Source organism: Thalassospira sp. MCCC 1A02491 (assembly GCF_001613785.1).
GTDB lineage: Bacteria > Pseudomonadota > Alphaproteobacteria > Rhodospirillales > Thalassospiraceae > Thalassospira > Thalassospira povalilytica.
The window spans coordinates 97748-120114 of the sequence record NZ_LPVX01000002.1 but is presented as its reverse complement, the minus strand read 5'-3'; the positions used below and the strand labels follow the sequence as shown (position 1 = coordinate 120114).

Here is a 22367-nt window from a genome sequence, read left to right as displayed (position 1 = left end):
GGTTACTGCAGAACCACAAAACAAACATTAACAGATACGATGCTGCGCCACGCACAGGGGCAAGCGCATTTGGCCCGCCCGTGATCGAAATCCGGCTTAGCTGCTGGCAAGCCAGATGCCGACACCGATCATCAGGGTTCCGGCCACCCGGTTCAGTACCCGTACATTGCCGCTTTTTTCAAGGAACCGGCGCAGCGACCGGCCACCGGTGGCATACAGCGTCATGCAAATCAGTTCGGTCACCAGAATGATCGCCACCAGAACCGAAAGTTGCGGCGCGATGGCATGTTCAAGACTGATAAATGGCGGCAGCAATGAAATCATGAAAGCCCAGCCTTTGGGATTGGCAATGGCGGTCACAAAGCCCTGCGCCATAAGGGCGGTTGCCTTTGCTGTCTTGACCCCGTCGACCTCGGCCGATAGTGCCATGCGCCCGCGTGAACGCCACATCTGAATGCCCAGCCAGGCCAGATACGCACCGCCGACATATTTGAAAACCGCAAAGACGGCCGGGTACTGCAACATCACGGTCGCAACACCAAGCGCGGATGCCACCACCACAATCCCGACGCCAACAAGTTCGCCCGCCATCATCCAAAGAGTACGGCGCAGACCGATGGTCATGCCAAGCGTCAGGGCAAGGGTCATGCACATGCCAGGCGTAATCGACACAAAAAAGGCCGTCGGGATAAAGGCCCCGATCAAGGATAGACTGACCATCAAAGGTTCCTGTGGCTTGGTGTGGTGCGCATTTCTGATCGCCATTTTTGGGGCATGGCAGGATCAGACAAAACCACTACCCGATAAGGCGATTTCCGACCAGCGTCTTTTTGGCATGGCTTCATTCCCGTCACAAAGCGCAATCAGGTTCCCTGAAATCTGTGCCGGAAAGCCTTTGGAACCGGGAAAATACAGCCTGCTTTGGCCCCCTGGCTTTTGCCGCCCCGCTAAATTCCACCCCAAAAAGAAGCCAAAAGGTACAAAAATTACTTGACCCCGGCGGGTCGTCCGACGAAATTGGGGACATCGCCAGCCAAGACTGGCACCCAAGCCAATTGATGAAGACCGATGACCGCAGACATTTGCAACATTGATGCATATGCCGATCGCGCCGAACCCGATGCTTCGGGCACCTTTGTGCTGTCTGCCCTAAACCTTCTACTCGGTCTTATTGGTCTTGCAGCCCTAGGCTCGCTACGACTTACGCGCCCCTGAGCGTAATATGACGGCCCGGATCACAGGACACATTGTCGATCCATTTGCCGCAGCTCAGGGGAATAAAGTCGCGCCAGACGGCCCGCACTCCTTCCAGACAGAATTTACATACCGGGCAAGGCCCGCTTGATCAGGAAACAATATAATGGCTAGTGCAAACGACAATCGCGTCATCATTTTCGACACCACCCTGCGTGACGGTGAACAGTCCCCGGGTGCGTCGATGACGCTTGATGAAAAGCTGCGCGTGGCGAATGCCTTGGCTGAGTTGAAGGTCGATGTGATCGAGGCCGGATTTGCCATCGCATCGAATGGTGACTTCCAGTCCGTCAACGAGATCGCCAAACAGATCAAAGGCCCGACCATCTGTTCGCTGGCCCGTGCGGCCAAGGGCGACATCGAACGCGCTGCCGAGGCGCTGGAACCCGCAGAAAACAAACGTATCCACACGTTCATTTCCACCAGCCCGCTGCATATGAAATACAAATTGCAGATGGAACCGGAACGCGTTCTGGAAAAGGTCATCGAAAGCGTGACCCTGGCGCGCAAATTCACCGATGACGTCGAATGGTCGGCAGAAGACGGTTCGCGTACCGAACATGACTTCCTGTGCCGTTGCGTCGAAGCTGCGATCAGTGCCGGTGCAACCACCATCAACATCCCGGACACGGTCGGTTACACCACCCCGACCGAATATGCCGATCTGATGACCATGCTGTTTAACCGGGTTCCGAATATCGACAAGGCGATCCTGTCGGTTCACTGCCATAACGATCTGGGCATGGCGGTTGCCAACTCGATCTCGGCGGTCAATGCCGGGGCCCGTCAGATCGAATGCACGATCAACGGTCTGGGTGAACGCGCAGGCAACGCCGCACTCGAAGAAATCGTTATGGCGATCAATACCCGTAACGACGCCTTCCCCTTCACCACCGGGATCGACAGCACCAAGATCATGAATGCATCGCGTCTGGTATCAGCGGTTTCCGGTTTCGTGGTTCAACCGAACAAGGCGATTGTTGGTGCCAACGCCTTCGCCCATGAAAGCGGCATCCATCAGGACGGCTTCCTGAAGAATTCCGAAACCTATGAAATCATGAAGCCGGAATCGATCGGCCTGAACAAATCAAGCCTGGTCATGGGCAAGCATTCCGGTCGCCATGCCTTCCGTGAAAAGCTCAAGGAGCTGGGCTTTGCCGATTTGGGCGACAACGCCATCGAAGATGCCTTTGCCCGCTTCAAGGATCTGGCGGACAAGAAAAAAGAAGTCTATGACGATGACATCGTCGCACTGGTCGATGACGGCATGCGCGACAACGAACATATCAAATTCGTTGGCCTGACCGTGACCTGTGGTTCCAAAGGTCCGCAGACTGCGGAACTGGAACTGAATGTCGATGGTGAAATCCGCACGGCCAAAACCACTGGTGACGGCCCGATTGACGCGACCTTCAACGCGATCAAGGAAATCTATCCGCATGACTGGCGCCTGAAACTCTATCAGGTTCACGCCGTAACCGAGGGCACCGACGCCCAGGGCACCGTCACCGTCAAGCTTGACGGCGAAGACCGCACGGTTGTCGGCAATGCATCCGATACCGATACGGTTGTTGCTTCCTGCATGGCCTATGTGACCGCCGTGAATAAACTGATCGAAAAAAGCAAGAAAACCGCCCCGGACGCCATGGCATCCTGATCGGCTTTATTGCCTGACAAGACACTGGGGGTGGCGTTTTCGCCGCCCCTTTTCTTTGCTGGTCACGAACGCCGGGTTGTCCCGGTTCATCGCGGTTTGCCATGTCTTGCGACATTGCATCCTGATCCGTTGGACCGGCATTGCCCCGGCCTGCTATTTTGCCCGCTGCCGCCATGTGGTATCCTTGATCCTGACCAGAAAGCCGGATCAGGTGATGGCATGTCGGGCACATTCAAACGATACGGGAACATCCTGTTACGGATCGCTGCTGTGATGGCGACCATGTCGATCTGTGTCACCACCATCAGCCAGGCTTCAAGTGACACAACAAACCATCAGCCACACACCGTTTTGGTTCCCGCCCTGCCCTATCCGCAAAGCGGACTGCGCAAGCGGTTATCGGATGCCGGGAAAACACTTCCCGCCATTGATAACAGCCTGCAGGCCGATATTCCGGGTATCTATTATGCCCCGCGTCAGATCGGCACGGACATTCCCGACGCAAACCGCCACCCAGCAATCGTAGCCCTTCCTGATTGCGATGATCACTTTCCGGAAGACTGGATCAATATCCTGCGCGATCTTGGCATCGGTGTTCTGGTGATATCACCAAACCGCGCCCATCCATCGCAGGCCTATTGCAGCGAAGGGTCGCTTGGAAACCCCAAACACGGTCTGACCTATTGGGCGTTTGATGGACTAAGCGCGCTTGATTATCTTGCAAAGCAGCCTGACATCGACCCGGATCGGATTGCCATTTTCGGGTATGGCTATGGTGGCGGTGCGGCCCAACTGGCGATTTATCGTGATGGTCATGCCAAACATTTTGCAGCACGGTTTCGCGCCCTGATCGGCTTGCGCCCGCAATGCATGTCGGAAATGAACAATTTTGCGCCAAGCCTTCTTATCGCGCTGCGCGGTGATCCGTTCAACCCGCCTGCCTGGTGCCAATGGCGGATGGATCGCGACCTGACACCTGCGCGTGCATTGGTCCGTTTCGAGCTGATCGGAAATGGTGAAACAGTTGAAAAACAAGCGACTCGTAAAGTGGTCACACCAGAAAAAAGCCCGGAGGTTGTCAGTATTGTGACAGAATTCCTGTCCCAATCCGGGGTAATCACCAAAAACAGAAAAAATTGAATTTATCCGCCAAGACCATATTCCTGATCATGTTTTTCCACCCTTATTTCAGGAAATTTACGCGCCTTAATTATTCCTCAATCCCCTGCGCAGATTATTCGTGCATCGGCTTGTTCCTTGCGCTATCAAAGCCGGTACATTCGCATTCAAGATTTTACTATTAACCGGGGCATAGGGCAGGAATGTTTTCCAAGCTTCTTGGGGTTTTATCCTCCGACATGGCGGTGGATTTGGGCACCGCGAACACACTGGTTTACGTTAAGGGGCGTGGCATCGTCCTCAACGAACCGTCCGTGGTGGCCATTACCGACGAAAAAGGCAAGAAACAGGTCCTTGCGGTTGGTGAAGAAGCCAAACAGATGCTCGGTCGTACCCCGGGGTACATTCAGGCGATCCGCCCGCTGCGTGACGGCGTTATTGCGGAATTCCATATCGCCGAAGAAATGATCAAGCACTTCATCCGCAAGGTTCACAACCGTCGCAACTTTGCCAGCCCGGAAGTCATCATTTGCGTACCGTCCGGGTCGACCGCAGTTGAACGCCGCGCCATTCAGGAAAGTGCTGAAAGTGCCGGCGCACGCAAGGTCTGGCTGATTGACGAACCGATGGCTGCGGCAATCGGTGCCGGTCTTCCGGTGACCGAGCCGACCGGCTCGATGGTTGTTGATATCGGCGGTGGCACCACCGAGGTTGCCGTTCTGTCGCTGGGCGGTATCGTCTATGCACGTTCGGTACGCGTTGGTGGCGACAAGATGGACGAAGCAATCATTGCTTACATCCGTCGCACCCATAACCTTCTGGTTGGCGAAAGCACTGCTGAGCGCATCAAGAAGGAAATCGGTTCGGCCTGTGCACCCGATGATGGTGATGGCGCAACGGTTGAAATCCGTGGCCGCGACCTGATGAACGGTGTTCCGAAGGAACTTCTGATTTCCGAACGCCAGATCGCAGAAAGCCTTGCAGAACCGGTTTCAGCCATTATCGAGGCTGTGAAGGTCGCACTTGAACAGACCCCGCCAGAACTGGCAGCAGATATCGTCGACAAGGGCATCGTCCTGACCGGCGGTGGCGCGATGCTTGGCAATCTTGATTATGTCCTGCGTCATGCAACCGGCCTTCCGGTTTCGATCGCTGACGATCCTCTTTCCTGTGTTGCGCTGGGTACCGGTCGCGCACTCGAAGAGAAAAAGATGCTGCGCAACGTTCTGCACACAGCATACTAAAATTTTGGCCTGAAATATCATCACCGGGTCGTATCCGTACTGGACGCGACTCGGTGATTTCGTTATGGTTGAATATCCCGTTGGGGATACAAGACGAACTTTTGGGAAATCGCGGGGAATACATTGGCACAGCATGGCGGTCCGCAGCAGCGAATCTTTTCGCCGTTACGCACGGCGCTTCACCGCTTCGCTTTCATATTGCTGATATTCACAGCTTTCGGGCTGATGCTTCTGGGGAAGGCCGATACGGTTCTGATTGAACGTATCCGTGCGGCATCTGCCGATCTTGTATCCCCGGTCATGAATGTTGTTTCCCGTCCGGCGGCCAGCATCAACGAGCTGACCGACAAGATTTACAACCTGGCCCATCTTTACGAAGAAAACGAACGCCTGCGCCGTGAAAACCAGCAATTGCTGGCCTGGCAGCAAGCCGCCCGTAATCTTTCGCATGAAAATGTGCGCCTGCGTGAACTTGCACATTACACCAATCCGCCTGCCCTGCATCTTGTGACATCGCGTGTCATCGCCGACATGGGCGGGGCCTATGCCCATAGTGTGATGATTTCGGCCGGTTCGCGTGACGGTGTCGCTAAGGGACAGGCCGTTATTTCCGACGAAGGTCTGGTTGGACGTGTCGCAGAAGCCGGTTATCAGGCATCGCGCGTTCTTCTGATCACCGACATCAATTCGCGCGTGCCGGTCATTGTCGAAAACTCCCGTGACCGCGCGTTCCTGTCTGGTGACAACACCAACCGTCCGCTTCTGACCTTCCTGACCGCCGATGCGGCCGTTGCACCGGGTGATCGCATTCTGACATCGGGCCATGGCGGCGCATTCCCGCCGGGCATTCCGATCGGTGTCGTGTCATCGGTATCGGAAAATGCCGTTCGTGTCGCCCCGCTGTTCCGTCGCCATCAGCTTGAATATCTGCGTGTTGCCGATTACGGCCTGCAAGGTATCCTGAGCGAAAAGCGCATCCGCGACAGCCAGGCACCGGTAAATACCAATGCCACCCAACTGTCGCCCGAAATTCCGGCCGGGGTTGGCGTGGTTCCCGCAGCACCGGCTGAACCCGCCCCGTCAGCACAGAAACCGCCGGCAGGGGAACTTCCGTGAAGCCCGGCGTCTGGCAACGACTGGACGTCATCGCACGTGGTCTTTTTCCGGCATTCAGCGTTTTCGTCCTTCTGCTGATCAACCTTTTGCCAATCAGTGTACCGTTGCTGTCCACGGCATCACCGGCGCTTGCCCTTATGGCGGTGTTTTACTGGTCGGTGAACCGGCCCGATCTTTTGACAGCGGTGGCCGCATTCCTGCTGGGCCTGCTTCAGGATCTTCTGATGGGGTTGCCGCTTGGCGTAAGCCCGCTGGTTTTGCTTCTGGTACAGACCGGCTCGGCAAGTCAGGGACGCTTTTTCCATAACAAGCCCTTCAGCGTCATGTGGTGGGGCTTTGCCCTGGTGGCGATCCCGGCCCTGCTGATCCAGTGGTTGCTGAGTTCCGCGCTGATTGGCGCATTGTTGCCGATCAAGGCAACCATGATCAGCTATGTGCTGACCGCTGTGCTGTTTCCGATTGTTGCCTGGGTTCTGGCGCGCGCGCAAAACAGCCTGCTGCGCTATGTTTAGGGCATCGGGTGTCCTTCGAAATTCCGTGCAAAATTGATGTTTTGGCAACGGCTATCGGATATGCTTGAACAAGATGATTTCCAAGCCCTTCCAACCGGGATAAAACGGGCAAAAATCAGCAGTTTTGCACTGCAACGGTTCGCCTAGAAAAGACAGGTATTCTTCGCCCATGTGGCATCGCGATTCAGACAGGTTCAGAATGTTCACCCGACGTGCCCTTATGCTGGGTGCTGGCAAGGGTGTTTTGCTGACGGGGCTGGCCGCAAGAATGTACTATCTTCAGGTCCTTGAAAGCGACCGCTACCGGACATTGGCTGATGAAAACCGCATTTCCCACCGGCTGTTGCCGCCGCCACGCGGGCTTGTGACCGACCGGTTCGGCGCACCGCTTGCCGTGAACCGGCAGAACTATCACATCATGATCGTCCGAGAACAGACGCCCGATGTGCGCCGCACGCTTGAAATCCTTGATCAGATTATTGAACTTGGCCCCGATACCATCGAACGGGTCGAACGCGATGTTTCGCGCCGCCGGTCCTTTGTGCCGGTGACTGTGCGCGACAATCTGACTTGGGATGAAGTTGCCCGTGTTGGCGTCAATGCGCCCGATCTTCCCGGACTGATCATTGATGCCGGGCGGTCACGCGACTATCCCGAAGGCCCGCATCTGGCCCACACGCTGGGCTATGTTGCTGCGGTTTCGGAAAAGGAACTTACCGGTGATCCGCTGCTTGAACTGCCGGGCTTTACCATTGGCAAAAGCGGCGTTGAAAAGGTCTATGACCTTGCCCTGCGTGGAACGGCGGGCACCAGTCAGGTCGAAGTCAACGCCCTTGGCCGTGTGATCCGCGAACTTGAACGCGAAGAAGGCGAAAGCGGCAATACGGTTGTCATGACGCTTGATCTTGAATTGCAGCGCTATGCCAATCAGCGCCTTTCGGATCAGGAAAGCGCATCGGCCGTTGTCATGGACATCCATAATGGCGAAGTCCTGGCCCTGGCATCTCATCCAAGCTACGACCCGAATGCCTTTACCAACGGCATTTCCCACAAGCTTTGGAACAGTCTGGTCAACAACACCTATGCGCCGCTGTCGAACAAGGCCGTGAACGGGACCTATGCGCCCGGGTCGACCTTCAAGATGTGTGTTGCCCTTGCCGGGCTTGAGGCCGGGATCATCACGCCCAATCAGAAATTCTTCTGCAGCGGCCATCTTGATCTTGGCAATGCCCGGTTCCATTGCTGGAAACGTGGTGGTCATGGCTGGATGAACATGCATGACTCGCTCAAGCATTCCTGCGACGTCTATTATTATGAAATCTCGCAAAAGATCGGCATCGACCGGATCGCCGCCATGGCTCACAAGCTTGGCCTGGGCGAAGAAACCGGTATTGACCTTCCCAATGAACGCAGCGGCCTGATCCCGACCAAGGACTGGAAGGAAATCCAGCTTGGCAAACGTTGGCAGGGTGGTGAAACCCTGATTGCCTCGATCGGTCAGGGATATGTTTTGGCCACCCCGCTTCAGCTTTGCACCATGACTGCACGTCTGGCATCGGGCAAGGCCGTGCGACCGCACCTGACACGCGATCATGTAACACCCGAAGGTGTCACCAGCCGCGAAGCAGAAGAATTCCCCGACCTTCAGGTCAGCCGTGTCAATCTGGCGCGTATTCGCGACGGCATGAACGGTGTGACCAACGAATTGCGCGGCACCGGCCATGGCGCCCGGATCAAGATCAAGGGCATGGAAATGGCGGGCAAAAGTGGCACCAGCCAGGTGCGCCGTATCACCATGCGCGAACGTCAGACCACGGGCGTTCTGGGCAATGATGAATTGCCATGGAAATATCGCGACCACGCATTGTTTGTGGCCTTCGCCCCGGTCGACAATCCGCGCTATGCCTGCACGGTGGTGGTTGAACATGGCGGTGGCGGATCCAGTGTCGCCGGCCCGATTGTCCGCGACCTTCTTTTGAAGGCACAGGAACTGCAATCCGCCCGTCAGGGAATATCGGCTGCCAACTTGCCCAACAGCGCCCAGCTGCGCCCAAGACCAGCCCAGAACAACCGTAATGAGGGCTGATCCATGGCCATGAGCAAATATCGCATTGGTGAAGATCCGGACTATGTGCCGATCGGACGGCGACTGTTGCTGTTGAACTGGACACTGGTTCTGTTGATCGCGGCATTGTCGGGGATCGGCTTTGCCATGCTTTATTCCGCAGCCAATGGATCGTTCCAGCCATGGGCCGAGCGCCAGATGATGCGTTTTGCGGTCGGGTCCGCCCTGATGATCGTGATTGCAGTAACCGATATTCGTGTCTGGCTGAAACTGGCCTATTTTTCCTATTTCGTTGCACTGGTTTTGCTGGTTGGCGTCGAAATCAAGGGTGATATCGGCATGGGTGCGCAACGCTGGATCAATCTTGGTTTCTTCCAGTTGCAACCATCGGAATTGATGAAGATCTCGCTGGTGCTGGCTTTGGCCCGGTATTTCCACGGTCTGACGGTCGAAGATTCCGGTCGGATTACCCTTTTGATCCCGCCACTTTTGATGGTGCTGGCCCCGGCGGCACTGGTGTTGCGCCAGCCTGACCTTGGAACGGCACTTTTGCTGATTGCCGGGGGTGGTGTGATTTTCTGGCTGGCCGGTGTCCGGATGTGGAAATTTGCCCTTATTCTTGGCAGTGCGCTTGCCGCGATTCCGATTGGCTGGCAGTTCCTGCGCGATTATCAGAAGAACCGCGTTCTGACGTTTCTTAATCCGGAAAATGATCCACTGGGTGCGGGCTATCACATTACCCAGTCAAAGATTGCACTGGGATCCGGCGGCCTGTTTGGCAAAGGCTTCATGCTGGGGTCGCAAAGCCACCTGAACTTCCTGCCTGAAAAGCAGACCGACTTTATCTTTACCATGCTGGGTGAGGAGTTCGGTCTTGTCGGTGGTCTGGCGCTGCTGGCTCTTTATGCGCTGGTCATTACCTATGGCTATGTGATTGCGCTGCGTTGTCGCAACCAGTTCGGGCGTCTGGTTGCGATCGGGGTGACATCGACCTTCTTCCTGTATGTCTTCATCAATATCGCGATGGTGATGGGGCTGATCCCGGTGGTCGGCGTGCCATTGCCACTGGTGTCGTATGGCGGCACCGTGATGATGACCATTCTGGTCAGTTTCGGACTGTTGATGAGTGTTTCAATCCACCGCGACATTCGCATATCCCGACAGGGGAATGACGACGGCCGGAACTAGACCGCCGCCCGTCAATGCCATCGACGTTCTGCGATCAGGTTTCGGAAACCGACAGGTTTGAATGTTCGGGGATTTGCTTGAAATCGCAGGGTTCACAACGATTTCGGCCATTTTCCTTGGCATCATACAGTGCACTGTCCGCCAGCGAGTACATCACAGCCGATATATCGCCGCTGTCCCAGCTTTTAAGCCCGTCGATATGCATGGTTGTTTCGTGATCAAGGTTGGCCATGCCGGCAGATGACGGAAGCCCCGCAATCCCGAAACTTGCCGTGAAGTGCAGATCATGGCCGCCAAACGCAACAACAGCCTTTTCAAAGGCCCCGCGCAGACGTTCTGCCAGCTTCATCGCCCCTTCGATTTCTTCACCGGGTAATAGAACAGCGAATTCTTCACCGCCCATTCGGGCCGGCAGATCAATGTCACGCAGGTTTGACTGCATTACTTTGGCCAGCTCGACCAGAACCGCATCACCGGCCTGATGCCCGTGTGTGTCGTTAAACGCCTTGAAGCGGTCAATATCGAGCAGAATGATCGAAACCGGCGTGTCGCGGCGACGCCAGACAGAAATCGCTTCTTCAAACCGCGCCAGATAGGACCGACGGTTTGGCAAACCGGTCAGCGGATCGGTCGAGGCCAGCACTTCGAGCTTTTTCATTGCCGCATTCAATTCTTCGGTTCGCGCAGCGACGCGGGCCTCAAGATTGACATTGGCATCAAGCAGTTCGTCGCGTGCCTTGCGCAGCTGCCCCAGTTGCCCGCGGATCATGCCAAACAGACCGACCGTGACAGACCCCAGCAACTGGATTTCATCATCATGCCGGTGATATGGCGGCATCTCCATCGGCTTGGACTCATCAGTCGGGTCGGATTTGACCAGATAGTTGCCAAGACGCACCAGCGGGCGCGAAAAGATATAATAGCTCAGGCCCGCAAAGACGATGGCCATCAATACTGCCAGTATCATGGTCGCAAGGAATGACCAGGACAGACGCGAAAACAGGGCGGTGACAAAAACCTGCGGGCTGAATTCAATGATCATTTCGCCCATGACGGTGGCGGGTTCGACATCAGGGTCGCGCACAGGCACGCTGATGGTTTGCAAACCGCCAAACAGTTTTTCGGCCCAATGACTGCTCGGAATTTCCCCCGCCGCGCGGCGTCTTTCATAGAAGACATCACCGTCGGATGTCATCAGTGTGACGCGCTGAATGGACCGCTGGCTCATCATGCCGCCAACCATCACATCGGCAAGGTCAAGGTCACGTTTCTGAAGTGCCTGCACAGCGACCGGCACGTTGGATGCGGTCACGCGCTGATTGCCCTGCTGATAGATCTCGGCAAGCCAGCGATAATCCTGATATCCGCGAAATGCAACGATCAGCAAACCAAGACCAACAGCAAGCAACAGGGAATATTTCAATTGCCGGGCGGCAATTGTACTTCCCAGTTTCAGGCTGGCCAGCGCATCGTTATCATCTTCGTCCGATTGCCTAGCCAAGCCTGCATTCCCTCACTTTTAAGTGGTCCTGATTTTTGGGCTTTCAGTTAATTATGTTCTTTGTCGTGCGACAAAAGCCCAAACCGATATTCTGCCCCCACGGGCGCGTTGACAAGACTAAACCGGGAAAAATCAACTTTATCCCAGTCGCGCGTGAACAATATGTCATTAAAGTCAGCCATATTTTCGCGCGTAACAGCTTCCATTCTAAACGTTATTTCGGGATGGTCTTTCAGAAATTCAACGCCATTGACGTAATCATGCAACAAAACCATCACCCAGGCACCGGCAAAAAAATGCCCGCCATGGGTCAACGTCATCTCGCCATCGGTTACGGCATCAAGGCCCTCTGTTGACCAGTTAAGGCCACCGACAAAAACATCCTTGCCCGGAACCCGACCAGCTTCTTTCAATGCGGCGATCGCGCCAAGGGCGATATTATCGTTTGCCGCCCATACCGCATCAATGCAGCCACCGCGCTTTATCCACGCCTCGGTCTGGCGGAATGCTTCGTCATATGACCAGTTCGCAACGATACGGCGCTGTTCGCGCAACACCGGATAACGGCTAAGTGCGTGATCAAGCCCCTTAAGGCGTTGCAAGGATGCCGGGGTGTTGCGGTCCCCGGCAATTGACAACAGACACAGTGTCTGGGGCATCGCGTCCCCTTGTGCCAGGCGCGCGCCATCAATCAGCGACTGGGCAATATCATAGCCCGCGCGTTCGTTATCGGGTGTCAGCGTCAGGATCCAGTTTTTGATATCCTTGCGCGGGGTGCCATAGGTGTATTTCTGTTCCTGGGTAAGATCATTCAGCAGCATGATCACCGGAATGCCGCGCTTTTCGGCTTCGAGAACGATGCGCGTTCCTTGCTGATGTTCATTGACCGCGATGATGTAATCGGGGGGTGGTTGCATGGCAAAGGCCTGCTCGGCACTTTCGACCATCATTTTCCAGTCACGATCACTGTCAAAAACCGTCAGCTCATAGCCGAACTGATCGGCTGCGGCCTGCATGGTGTCGCGAACATCTTTCCAGAACCCGCGATCACCATAGCCCGGATTGATAAAGGCCACACGAATGTGGTCGGACTGATCCCCATTTTGTTGTGCGTTTGTTTTTAATGGCGCTGCCACAACACACAATAAACCGACCCCAAGCAGAGCCCAAAACAACCTATGCACTTCTCATTCCCCGAAGAAACGCTGCCACAGCCAAAACCGTATTTCAGCAATCCATACGACCGGATAGTGAATTTCGCTTCAAAGGTCAAATGATCTGCGCGAATTTAATTTAGAATACCTATAATATTATGATGACTGCCACATCTTCCTGATCTGGCAGTCCATCCAAGTTGTTGTTTGCACATGACAAACCGTCAAAACGGTACTGTCGGCGGATAGATGAATAATCATCTTGTCCACCGCACGAAACAGGCTGAAACAGCCCGACAGTACGCGATTTAGACGTTAAAGGGCGGGACTCTTACGGGGAACCCGATTGTGCACGGCTAAGTGCACGGGCAAGTTCCTCGTTGGACATGTTGGCGCGATCTTCGATCCCTTGCTGCTGAGCAAGATGATAAAGATCATCCCGGCGCCATTTGTTGAAGTCCGGCTTTCGATAGGGACGAAACGTGGATGTTTCCCGTTCTGACTTCGAGAGTCTGTTAAAGCTCGCCACTCTTGCCTCCTTTATGGGACGGTCCAAGCGATCTCGGCACAGTGCTTTCCCCCCGAAACTGTAAAAGTGCCGTAACATTTCATGTAGGAGAGTTTGGAAGAATTTCTATTCCCCCTGCCCGGTTTTTCCCGGAAATGTGCGGCATACCCCTGATATGGAACGAAAAATAAGTATCGGGAACATCTCCACAATCACAATTTATCGCCACTTTGCTGTTGAAATGTCATTTCTGTTGGGAGGCCCTGAAATCTCTGATAGCATCGAACAAAACACTGATCAGGGATGTGTCATATGGCATTGCATTTTGAACGCCAGGAACTGGCAAACCGCCGCGCACGAACAATTGAAAAACTCGAAAAGGCCGGTCTCGACGGGCTGTTGATGTTCCGTCAGGAAAGCATGTTTTACCTGACCGGGTATGACACATTCGGCTATGTGTTTTTCCAGTGCCTGTATCTTGGTGTTGACGGTCGGGTTGCGCTAATTACGCGGGCACCTGATCTGCGACAGGCACAGCATACATCCGATATCGACGATATCCGCATCTGGGTCGATGGCCCTGACGTCAATCCGGCCTTCCAGTTGCGCGACATGCTGGCTGAATTCGGCTGTGGCGGCAAAACCCTTGGTGTCGAGTATGAGGCCTATGGCCTGACCGCGGCCAATGGCAAAAAGCTTGAAACCGCGCTGGACGGCTTTTGTACACTTCAAGATGCATCGGGACTGGTTTCCGAATTGCGCGTCGTCAAAAGCCCGGCCGAACTTGATTATATCCGCAAGGCAGCCGAACTGGCTGATGACGCATGGGATGCTGCGCTTGATACGGTTCATCCCGGCGCATTCGAAGGCGATATTCTGGCGGCGATGCAGGGCGCTATTTTCGCAGGCGGCGGGGATTATCCGGGCAATGAATTCATTATCGGTGCCGGGCGCGATGCCTTGTTGTGCCGGTATTTCACCGGACGCAAACATATCGCCCAGACCGACCAGATCACTTTGGAATGGGCGGGTGCCTATCGGCACTATCATGCGGCGATGATGCGCACCATCCCGGTTGGCAAAGCCCTGCCCCGTCATATTGAAATGCACAAGGTAGCAACCGATGCGCTGGTTGCCTGCCGCGAGGCGCTTCGCCCCGGTGAGCCGATCGGCAAGGTGTTTGATGCCTATGCCAAGGTCTGTGATCAGGCCGGAATGCGCGCCCACCGGCTCAATGCCTGTGGCTATTCGATGGGCACGACCTTTGCCCCGAACTGGATGGACTGGCCGATGTTCTATCACGGCAACCCGGTGATTGCCGAACCGGGCATGGTATACTTCCTGCACATGATCCTGATGGACAGCGAAAGCGGAATTGCCATGTGCCCGGGCCATTCGGTCATTGTCACCGAAACCGGCAATGACAGCGTATCGCGCCATGGCCTTGATCTGATCACGCGTTGATCATGAAAACAAAGGGCAACCTGTATCGGGTTGCCCTTTGCATTTTCTGTCCAGTCGCTATGCCGATCTGATATCGCTCTGACATTAGCGCCCACGCGCCATCTTTATCAGGCTGGGATCAGGCCTAGATCAGGCCAAGTTCGGCCTTCATGGCCACAACCGTGTCATCGGCCGTCTTGTCGAGTTCGGCAATCCTTGCATTGATCTCGTCGCCAAAGGCGCCGTCATATCCTTCAAGGCGGCGGGCTTCTTCGGCAAGTTTGGCTGCCGCCATATTTGCCGCCATCCCCTTGATGGTGTGGGCCGCTTCGTGCAGGGCTTTGCTGTCATGATTGCTTGCCGCACTCACCAGTCGCGCGCGTTCTTCCTGATAGGATGAGCTCAGCAACCCGACCAGCATCCCAAAATGTTCTGTGCCCAATGCTGAACTGACTTCTGCGAACCGGCTTTTATCGATCAGATCCATTCATGTATCTTTCGTCACAAGTCGTGGTTTCAGACCGTACACATCCCCGATATCCGGGACGCTACATTATTGATACTGCATCCGACCATGAACCGGATCACCGCCCATATCGATACCGCATCCCCGCGGCATCATGATGCATGTTCCAGCACCGCTTTCGCCCAGTTTACCGTGGCGTCGTCTATGGCCTGCATATGCCGGTATTTTTCGAACTGGCTCGCAATCAGCACAAGCCGTTTGTCAAAGGCCGGCGGACATTCAAGACTAAGAAGCTCCTCGGCAAGCGGGTCAAAGGCCGCATTCTGGAATTCCAGCGAAAGACTGATCCGTGGTTCGGTGGCATGTTTGCTGGCCCGACCACCCCAATGATACAAATCCTGCCGCCATCCCATCACCGCCCCGGGTTCGGCTGGTAACGCCCTGACATCCTGCAACAAAACGTCTTGCGGTTTCATTATCGGTGCACCATAACACCTTTCGAAACAACGCGGCAATACGTACATACAGCCGTTTTCCGGGCTTGCCTTGCTCAGTGGCACCCACAGTGAAAGACTGATCAGCATGTCATCGCCAATGACGCTTTCGCCCTGATAATCGCGATGGGGCGGCCAGCCGCGCCCGCCTTCGCCCGGATCAACATGCCAGGCCCAGAAATGCGGCAACAACGCAATCCGGTCGCCCAGAAAATGACTAAGCAACGGGCGCAGGCGCAAAAACACCTCCCATGCCTCGTCATACAGATAGATCAGCGCGGGCGACATGCCGTTGGCAACAAGGGTTTCGATCCCGTCACGCAATTTGGCAAGTTCGGCAACCGGCAGAACATTCTCGATCAGGAAATATCCCTCGTCCCAGAAACGGTCTGAAAGCACACCACCATCAAACCCGCCATCACGCACCCCGATTTCCTCGACCGCGTGACCGATTGGTGCGCCATCAGAAATCGACAATTGCGGATTAAGCTTTTGCCACTGTTCGGGCAGCATGGCGTTTTTCGGTGTGATCATCGACAAATGTCCGGTATTGAAGGTGGCCGGACGATACGCAGCACCCGCCCTATTGGCAAGTCCCCTTCGGCCATGGCAAAACGGTCTGTGGCACTGGTTTGCCGGTTCAAAAACGAGTTTGGCTCTTTCAATGGCACCCAACATGACATCATCCCGGACGCCCACGCCCATCAATCATGGTGGCGCCATTGATGCTGCTGCACGCAAATACGGCATTCCGGCCAAAGAATGGCTTGATCTGTCCACCGGGATCAATCCATGCCCCTATCAGGTTGATGACATCCCCGCCATTCAGTGGCAACGCCTGCCACTGGCATCCGAACTGGCAGCCCTTGGTGATGCCGCCTGTGCATATTACGGCATCCCCGATCCGGCTTACCTTGCCTGCGCACCGGGGACCCAGGCGCTGATCCAGACAATCCCGTTCTGGATCAGGGATCATGTCGAAGTGTCTGCCGTGCATATCATGGGGCCGACCTATGGCGAACATGCGCGTTGCTGGGACCGGGCCGGTCACATCTGCCATATCCATGAAACCGCGGCCGATGCGCGTCTTGATCATGCAAAACATCTGCTTTCATCGGCAGGTCCGGGCACCGTCATCATCATTGTCAATCCGAACAATCCCGATGGCGGTCTTATCCCGGTACAGGATATCTGCGAACTATCCCGGCTTGCGCAGCTGGCCGATAGCTGGCTGATCATTGATGAAGCCTTTATGGATTGTCAGCCCGAACAGTCGGTCTGCCCGATGATCTCTGATTTACCCCATACATTGGTGCTGCGTTCCTTTGGCAAGTTTTTCGGACTGGCCGGTATCCGGTTGGGGTGTGTTGTTATGGCCCCCGATCTGGTCACATCGCTAAGCGAACGCATTGGCCCATGGGCCATTCCCGGCCCGACAATGACAATTGCCACCCGGGCATTTGCCGATACAGACTGGCAGCAAGGAACCAGACAACGCCTGCATGCCGATGGTCTGCGACTGGATCGGGAAGTTACGACCAAAACGTCGTTTGCCCTTTGCGGGGCGTCCGATCTGTTTCGCTATTATGATGGCGGCGACTGTGCCGAACTGGCGGATCATCTGGCGCGGCGCGCCATTCTCGTCCGGCTGTTTGATCACGACCGCGCCAAGATCCGGTTTGGCTTTCCCGGTACGTCAGATGACTGGCAACGCCTGATCAGCGCACTTGACGACTGGCAGGATCGTTCATGACGGCAAAGCTTTGCGCCGCTTCTGACCTGTCGCGGTCGCAAATGTCTTACAGACCGTTTTCTTCCCAGGATTGTTTTTTACGGTAAATCGTTGATGGGCTGACGCCAAGCGCATCGGCGGCGCGCGGAATGGACCCGCCACAACGTTCGATGGCTTCTTCAATCGCCTGTTTTTCCACCTGCCAAAGCGGCCGGATTTCACCAAACCCCAGCCCCGGCGCGCCGAGACCTTGCGACGGCATGCTCATGCGGTCATTCGATGCACCGTTGGTGCCGACAAGCTGGCTGCTTTTGTCTGACTGGTGGTTTTCAACAACCTTGCGCATCTGGCGCGCCCCGGCCAGAAAGGCCAGCGCCTCGGGATCGCCTTCCCACAGCCGACCACTTCCCCCGGAATCACGCGAGACCACCGGATGGGGCGGCGGGGCTTCGATTGTCGCAGACCCGAAACGGTCATCCTCGGTCCCGCTATTGACCGGGCGCGGCACCATGGCAAGGGTGACTTCGGTACCGTTATTCAAAACAACGATATTTCGGATGATGTTTTGCAGCTGCCGGATATTTCCGGGCCAGGTATAGCGCGCAAACAGGGCGGATACTTCCGGACTGAACTGTTCGAAGTCACGGCCTTCTTCGCGGGTGTAGCGCTGAAGATAGAAATTGGCGATCTGAAGAATGTCGTTATCGCGATCACGCAAGGGTGGCATATGAAGCGGAATCACATGAAGACGGTAATAAAGATCTTCACGGAACCGCCCGGCACGCACTTCTTCAAGTGGATCACGGTTGGTCGCACAGACAAACCGCACATCGACCGTTTCAATCGAACTGCCACCGACTTTCTGGAATGTGCCGGTCTGGATGAAACGCAGAAGCTTGGTCTGAAGATCCAGATCCATCTCACAGATTTCATCCAGAAACAGTGTACCGCCTTCGGCCCGGTGTGCCGCACCTTCTCGGTCGGAAACCGCACCGGTAAAGGCCCCTTTGACGTGACCGAAAATCTCGCTTTCCATCAGGTCCTTGGGAATGGCACCACAGTTCAGCGGTATGAACGGTTCCTTGGAACGTTCTGATCGCCTGTGAATGGCTTCGGCAGCAAGTTCCTTGCCCGTACCCGATTCACCGGTAATGAACACGGTCGCGCGGCTTGGTGCGGCATTTTCAATGATGCGATAAATGTCGCGCATATTGTCCGACCCGCCGATGATGTCAAAATACATCTCGTCGGTGTCCGCCCCGGCAAGGTCCACATCAGGCCCATCTGGAATGGACGGCGCACCGGCCAATGCCTTGGTCACGGTTTCACGCAATTTGTCGGCAGTAAACGGCTTTAACAAAAAGTCCCATGCCCCTTCGCGCATGGCTTCGACCGCAACATTGACCGACCCGTGCGCGGTGATGACGACTATTTTGCAATCCGGGCAAATCTGGGCAGCACTGCGCAACACGTCACGCCCGTCCATGTCAGGCAGAACAAGATCAAGAACCAGAACATCGGGCGGGTTTTGACGCAATCGTTCAATCGCATCCGTGCCATTGACCACATGATCAACCAGATGACCATCCGCACGCAGGTAGTCTTGATACACACGCGCAAGCGACAATGTATCTTCCACAATTACAATGCGTGCCTGATCTGGCATTTTCGTGTTCATGTCCCGATATAGCCACTATGGCCCAACATACCGATAGAGCTGTGTTCGTCACAACTGCTAACATTCTTGCAGTGGCTTCCTAAAGCATACACAATCAGACTAAGGTTAAAAAAGGCATAGTTTTTACGCCGTTACCTGCCACCAGGAGTACCAATTTTGAACTACAAGACAGAAACCGCTAACGGGACCACAAAAGTTGAACTTAGTGGTCGTTTTACATTTGGTGACCATTCCAGTTTTCGCAAACTGATCGAAGAGATCCGCCCGCACGGCTCGGACACCTATGTCCTCGACGTTGCCGGTGTGGAATTCATCGATTCCGCAGGCCTTGGCATGCTGCTGCTTGCCCGTGACGAAGGCGAAAAGACCAACACATCCGTGGTCATTCGCGGCGCACAGGGACAGGTCAAGCGCATGCTTGAAGTCGCCCGCTTCGATACTTTGTTCAAATTGGAAGACTAAGATATGACTGCTGGCACAGAAAGCCGCACCGCCCATTCGGTCGCCATTGCGCAGTCGCTTGCCCAAAGCGACATTGATGCCCTCCTTGCCAGCAGTTCTCTCTGGGATGCCCCGGATCGTGTTTCAGTCAAAAGCGTTACGGGGCAAACACCCGAAGACTTTTCGCACAACAGGCGGTTTTCGGTGTGTTTCCTGCCATCCGGTGTCGGACGGGAATGGCTTGGCGGCCTGACCCGTCTGGACTGCGACACGTTTGTTGAATGTTCATCTGAAATCGATTTCGCCGATCTGGCACCGCTGATCCCGACAAATGGCGGGCGCAGCCATGCACTTTCGGTCTGTATGTCAACGCGCAGTGCCTATCACCTACCTGTCGCGCGCAAATTCGTGACCGCCCTGCGCCATCGTGGCCTGATCGCTGAAAAAATCGCGGCAACCGTTGAAATGGCGGTTCAGGAAGCCTTCGCCAATTCACTTATTCACGGCAATCTCGAACTCGATACCAGTGGCCATCTGTCGATGGACAGCTTCACCGAACTGGGTGAAGAAACCAAACGCCGGCTGGCGTCAAGCAAGCATGGCGCACGCGTCATTCTGTTGACCGCACGCCGCAAAAAGAACGGCCATATCGTGATTACCGTCAATGATCAGGGCAATGGCTTTACCCCGCCATCGGATTCCTGTTCAACCGCGGTGGCCGGGCGCAAAACAACATTTGGCCGCGGATTGCCGCTGATCAAAAGCCTGTGCCATTCCGTCAGCTTTTCGCGCAGCGGGCGCAGCATCGAGCTGCAATTCGATCAGGACAAGGCCGACCTTCTGACGACATCGGATATCTTTGTATCCGAACTGGACGGTAATAAAGACCAGGCCCCCGATACCGATATCCGCAACCCGCAAAATGCAACCATTCTGATTGCCGATGACACGATGTTGTCGCGCGAAATCATCGCGTCCTATCTGCGATCTGACGGGTTTACCAATCTGGTCTTTGCCAAGGACGGCGAAGATGCGCTTGATCAGGTCAAAATTCATAATCCCGACCTGATCATCCTTGATATCATCATGCCGAAACTTGATGGTTACGGGGTGTGCAAGGCCATCCGCGCCAATCCGGATTACGCCGAAACCCCGATCATCGCCCAGACCGCCCTTGAAGAAAACGAAGGCCGGACTAGGATATTCGATGATGGCGCGACCGACCTTATCCTCAAACCGCTTAACAAGGCGGAACTGATCGCGCGCACACGCATTCATCTTGAAAACCGGCTTCTGGTCAAACAGTTGCAAGCCTATCAGGAACGCACGCGTTCTGAACTGACCATGGCGCGTGACATGCAGGAAAACCTCAACCCCACCCCGGAAAACTACCGCGGTACCGGTATTGATTACGGGCTTCGGATCAGTGCGACTTTCCAGATGTCATCGGAACTTGGCGGCGATATGTGGGGATTGATGCCGATCGACGAACACCGGCTTGGTGTCTATATCGTCGATTTCGCCGGACATGGTCTTGGGGCCGCACTGAACACATTCCGGCTGCATTCCCTGATCTGGTCTGATCAGCTCCATGACCGGGAGCCGGGCGAATATCTTGAAAACCTGAACCGCCATCTCAAGGGGCTTTTGCCGATCGGGCAATATGCCACCATGCTCTATGGGATCATCGACCGGGTCGAAAGCAAGTTCACCTATGCCAGTGCGGCCTGCACATCCCCGGTTCTGGGCAACAGCCTGACCGGTCAGGCACGGTATCTGGACGGATCGGGTGTCCCGCTTGGCGTGGTGCGCAATGCACGTTACGAAACCCGCGAGGTGCCGTTTACCGGTGCCAATTTCCTGCTGCTTTACAGTGATGCGCTGATTGAAACCACACTTGATGACGGCCAGTTCCTGAGCGAGGAAAAGCTGCTGTCGATGCTGCGTGAAACCATCATTGAAAGTAAGTCGGAAATTGATCTGGCCGCCCAGATTGCCGATCAGTTCATGGACCGCGCCCCGGCTCAGCTTGCCGATGACTTTACCATCGTTTCGTTGCAATCAACGCCAATCCCCTGCGCCATTTGATGCAGGGGACATTCAGGCATCAGGAATGGTAACGCGCCCGACCAAGAGATGAATGGACCAGATCACCAAACGGTTCGGCGTCATTCCAGACAAACTGGCTGTGATCGACCATCGGTTGGGCCCGGTCCCGCATGACGATATCGCGTTTTTTGGCTTCGATGCGTCCGGCAATAACCGTGCGCACCAGATTGGCAAGCCCCTTGCGCGCTCCGGCATGATCGGGCTCAGCCGCAAGAACATTACCCAACTGATCCAAGGCCCGCATTTTATCCCGGCATCCCAGAAGATCGGCGGCCAATACCCGCAATTCACGGGCATCGGGACGCAAACTGATGGCGATTTCCAGATGTTCAAGCCCGGTATCGCGGCGGCCCGTCTGGATATAAACCCGGGTCAGTCCCAGATGCGTCGCGGCATCAAGATCATCAATCAGCAATGCCCGCCCGAACGCATTAAGTGCAAGCTCACCCAAACCAAGATCAAGCAGAACATGCCCCAAAACGCGCAGCCGCGCCGGTTGGCTTGGCAGACTGTCAATCAGTTGACGCAGACGCGTGCGGATCTCGGGGGCAAGGTCAATCTCCCCCGCGATTGCGATGTCAGATGTCTGCGAAATCTGTGTCTGAGACGACATTGCCAGATGCCCCGTTCTCGCCAAAAACCGGGAACCATCGTCACTTTGGCCTGATGGCAATGATCCCGTTCAG

19 protein-coding genes are annotated in these 22367 nt (G+C 55.3%); 11 read left to right on the top strand and 8 right to left on the bottom strand.

What is annotated here, in order from left to right; genetic code table 11:
* Positions 1–96: 96 nt before the first annotated feature.
* Positions 97–720: a LysE family translocator gene (locus AUQ42_RS01135; RefSeq protein ID WP_068517108.1), complete on the bottom strand. Its 624-nt coding sequence runs from the start codon at positions 718–720 to the stop codon at positions 97–99.
* A gap of 640 nt (positions 721–1360) precedes the next feature.
* Here AUQ42_RS01135 and AUQ42_RS01130 point away from each other — a divergent pair.
* The 7 genes from AUQ42_RS01130 to rodA all read left to right on the top strand — a co-directional run bounded on the left by AUQ42_RS01130 (position 1361) and on the right by rodA (position 10155).
* Positions 1361–2911 (top strand): 2-isopropylmalate synthase, encoded by a 1551-nt coding sequence (locus AUQ42_RS01130; protein WP_068517107.1) that lies wholly within the window; start codon positions 1361–1363, stop codon positions 2909–2911.
* A 9-nt stretch (positions 2912–2920) separates the two neighbouring features.
* On the top strand, positions 2921–4051 hold the full coding sequence (locus AUQ42_RS01125) for a S9 family peptidase (RefSeq protein WP_231856642.1): 1131 nt from the start codon (positions 2921–2923) through the stop codon (positions 4049–4051).
* Positions 4052–4233: 182 nt separating this feature from the next.
* Positions 4234–5274: a rod shape-determining protein gene (locus AUQ42_RS01120; RefSeq protein ID WP_008892088.1), complete on the top strand. Its 1041-nt coding sequence runs from the start codon at positions 4234–4236 to the stop codon at positions 5272–5274.
* 123 nt (positions 5275–5397) lie between these two features.
* A complete protein-coding gene (gene mreC, locus AUQ42_RS01115; RefSeq protein ID WP_068517106.1) occupies positions 5398–6390 on the top strand; it encodes a rod shape-determining protein MreC in 993 nt (330 codons plus the stop codon).
* Positions 6387–6902: a rod shape-determining protein MreD gene (mreD, locus tag AUQ42_RS01110; RefSeq protein WP_068517105.1), complete on the top strand. Its 516-nt coding sequence runs from the start codon at positions 6387–6389 to the stop codon at positions 6900–6902. The genes mreC and mreD overlap by 4 nt, the downstream gene beginning before the upstream one ends.
* A gap of 199 nt (positions 6903–7101) precedes the next feature.
* The gene (gene mrdA, locus AUQ42_RS01105) at positions 7102–8988 is read left to right on the top strand and encodes a penicillin-binding protein 2 (protein WP_228195764.1); all 1887 of its coding nucleotides are present in this window, start codon (positions 7102–7104) and stop codon (positions 8986–8988) included.
* 3 nt (positions 8989–8991) lie between these two features.
* Positions 8992–10155 carry a rod shape-determining protein RodA gene (rodA, locus tag AUQ42_RS01100; protein WP_068517103.1) on the top strand — a complete coding sequence of 388 codons (1164 nt, stop codon included), beginning with the start codon at positions 8992–8994 and terminating at the stop codon, positions 10153–10155.
* 34 nt (positions 10156–10189) lie between these two features.
* Here the strand turns inward: rodA and AUQ42_RS01095 are convergent, their stop codons facing one another.
* From AUQ42_RS01095 to AUQ42_RS15580, 3 genes are all read right to left on the bottom strand, one after another.
* Positions 10190–11656 carry a GGDEF domain-containing protein gene (locus AUQ42_RS01095; RefSeq protein WP_068517102.1) on the bottom strand — a complete coding sequence of 489 codons (1467 nt, stop codon included), beginning with the start codon at positions 11654–11656 and terminating at the stop codon, positions 10190–10192.
* 47 nt (positions 11657–11703) lie between these two features.
* On the bottom strand, positions 11704–12792 hold the full coding sequence (locus AUQ42_RS01090; protein ID WP_231856641.1) for an ABC transporter substrate-binding protein: 1089 nt from the start codon (positions 12790–12792) through the stop codon (positions 11704–11706).
* A 349-nt stretch (positions 12793–13141) separates the two neighbouring features.
* Positions 13142–13339, bottom strand: a complete 198-nt coding sequence (locus AUQ42_RS15580) for a hypothetical protein (protein WP_082817667.1) — start codon at positions 13337–13339, stop codon at positions 13142–13144.
* A gap of 291 nt (positions 13340–13630) precedes the next feature.
* Between AUQ42_RS15580 and AUQ42_RS01085 the strand changes: the two genes are divergently transcribed.
* Positions 13631–14782, top strand: a complete 1152-nt coding sequence (locus tag AUQ42_RS01085; protein ID WP_068517172.1) for a Xaa-Pro peptidase family protein — start codon at positions 13631–13633, stop codon at positions 14780–14782.
* A 124-nt stretch (positions 14783–14906) separates the two neighbouring features.
* On the opposite strand, the gene AUQ42_RS01080 is transcribed toward AUQ42_RS01085, so the two are convergent.
* Together AUQ42_RS01080 and AUQ42_RS01075 are read right to left on the bottom strand one after the other, a co-directional pair.
* On the bottom strand, positions 14907–15248 hold the full coding sequence (locus AUQ42_RS01080; protein ID WP_068517101.1) for an Hpt domain-containing protein: 342 nt from the start codon (positions 15246–15248) through the stop codon (positions 14907–14909).
* A 131-nt stretch (positions 15249–15379) separates the two neighbouring features.
* A complete protein-coding gene (locus AUQ42_RS01075) occupies positions 15380–16255 on the bottom strand; it encodes a phytanoyl-CoA dioxygenase family protein (RefSeq protein ID WP_068517100.1) in 876 nt (291 codons plus the stop codon).
* Between the two features lie 142 nt (positions 16256–16397).
* Between AUQ42_RS01075 and cobD the strand changes: the two genes are divergently transcribed.
* Complete coding sequence (gene cobD, locus AUQ42_RS01070; RefSeq protein ID WP_231856640.1) at positions 16398–17474, top strand: threonine-phosphate decarboxylase CobD; 1077 nt, start codon at positions 16398–16400, stop codon at positions 17472–17474.
* Between the two features lie 46 nt (positions 17475–17520).
* On the opposite strand, the gene AUQ42_RS01065 is transcribed toward cobD, so the two are convergent.
* Positions 17521–19119: a sigma-54 dependent transcriptional regulator gene (locus AUQ42_RS01065; protein ID WP_068517098.1), complete on the bottom strand. Its 1599-nt coding sequence runs from the start codon at positions 19117–19119 to the stop codon at positions 17521–17523.
* A 168-nt stretch (positions 19120–19287) separates the two neighbouring features.
* Between AUQ42_RS01065 and AUQ42_RS01060 the strand changes: the two genes are divergently transcribed.
* Both AUQ42_RS01060 and AUQ42_RS01055 read left to right on the top strand, forming a co-directional pair.
* Complete coding sequence (locus AUQ42_RS01060) at positions 19288–19593, top strand: STAS domain-containing protein (protein WP_068517097.1); 306 nt, start codon at positions 19288–19290, stop codon at positions 19591–19593.
* Between the two features lie 3 nt (positions 19594–19596).
* Positions 19597–21660, top strand: a complete 2064-nt coding sequence (locus AUQ42_RS01055) for a SpoIIE family protein phosphatase (RefSeq protein ID WP_068517096.1) — start codon at positions 19597–19599, stop codon at positions 21658–21660.
* Between the two features lie 19 nt (positions 21661–21679).
* Here the strand turns inward: AUQ42_RS01055 and AUQ42_RS01050 are convergent, their stop codons facing one another.
* Positions 21680–22294, bottom strand: a complete 615-nt coding sequence (locus AUQ42_RS01050; RefSeq protein WP_068517095.1) for a hypothetical protein — start codon at positions 22292–22294, stop codon at positions 21680–21682.
* Positions 22295–22367: the final 73 nt, after the last annotated feature.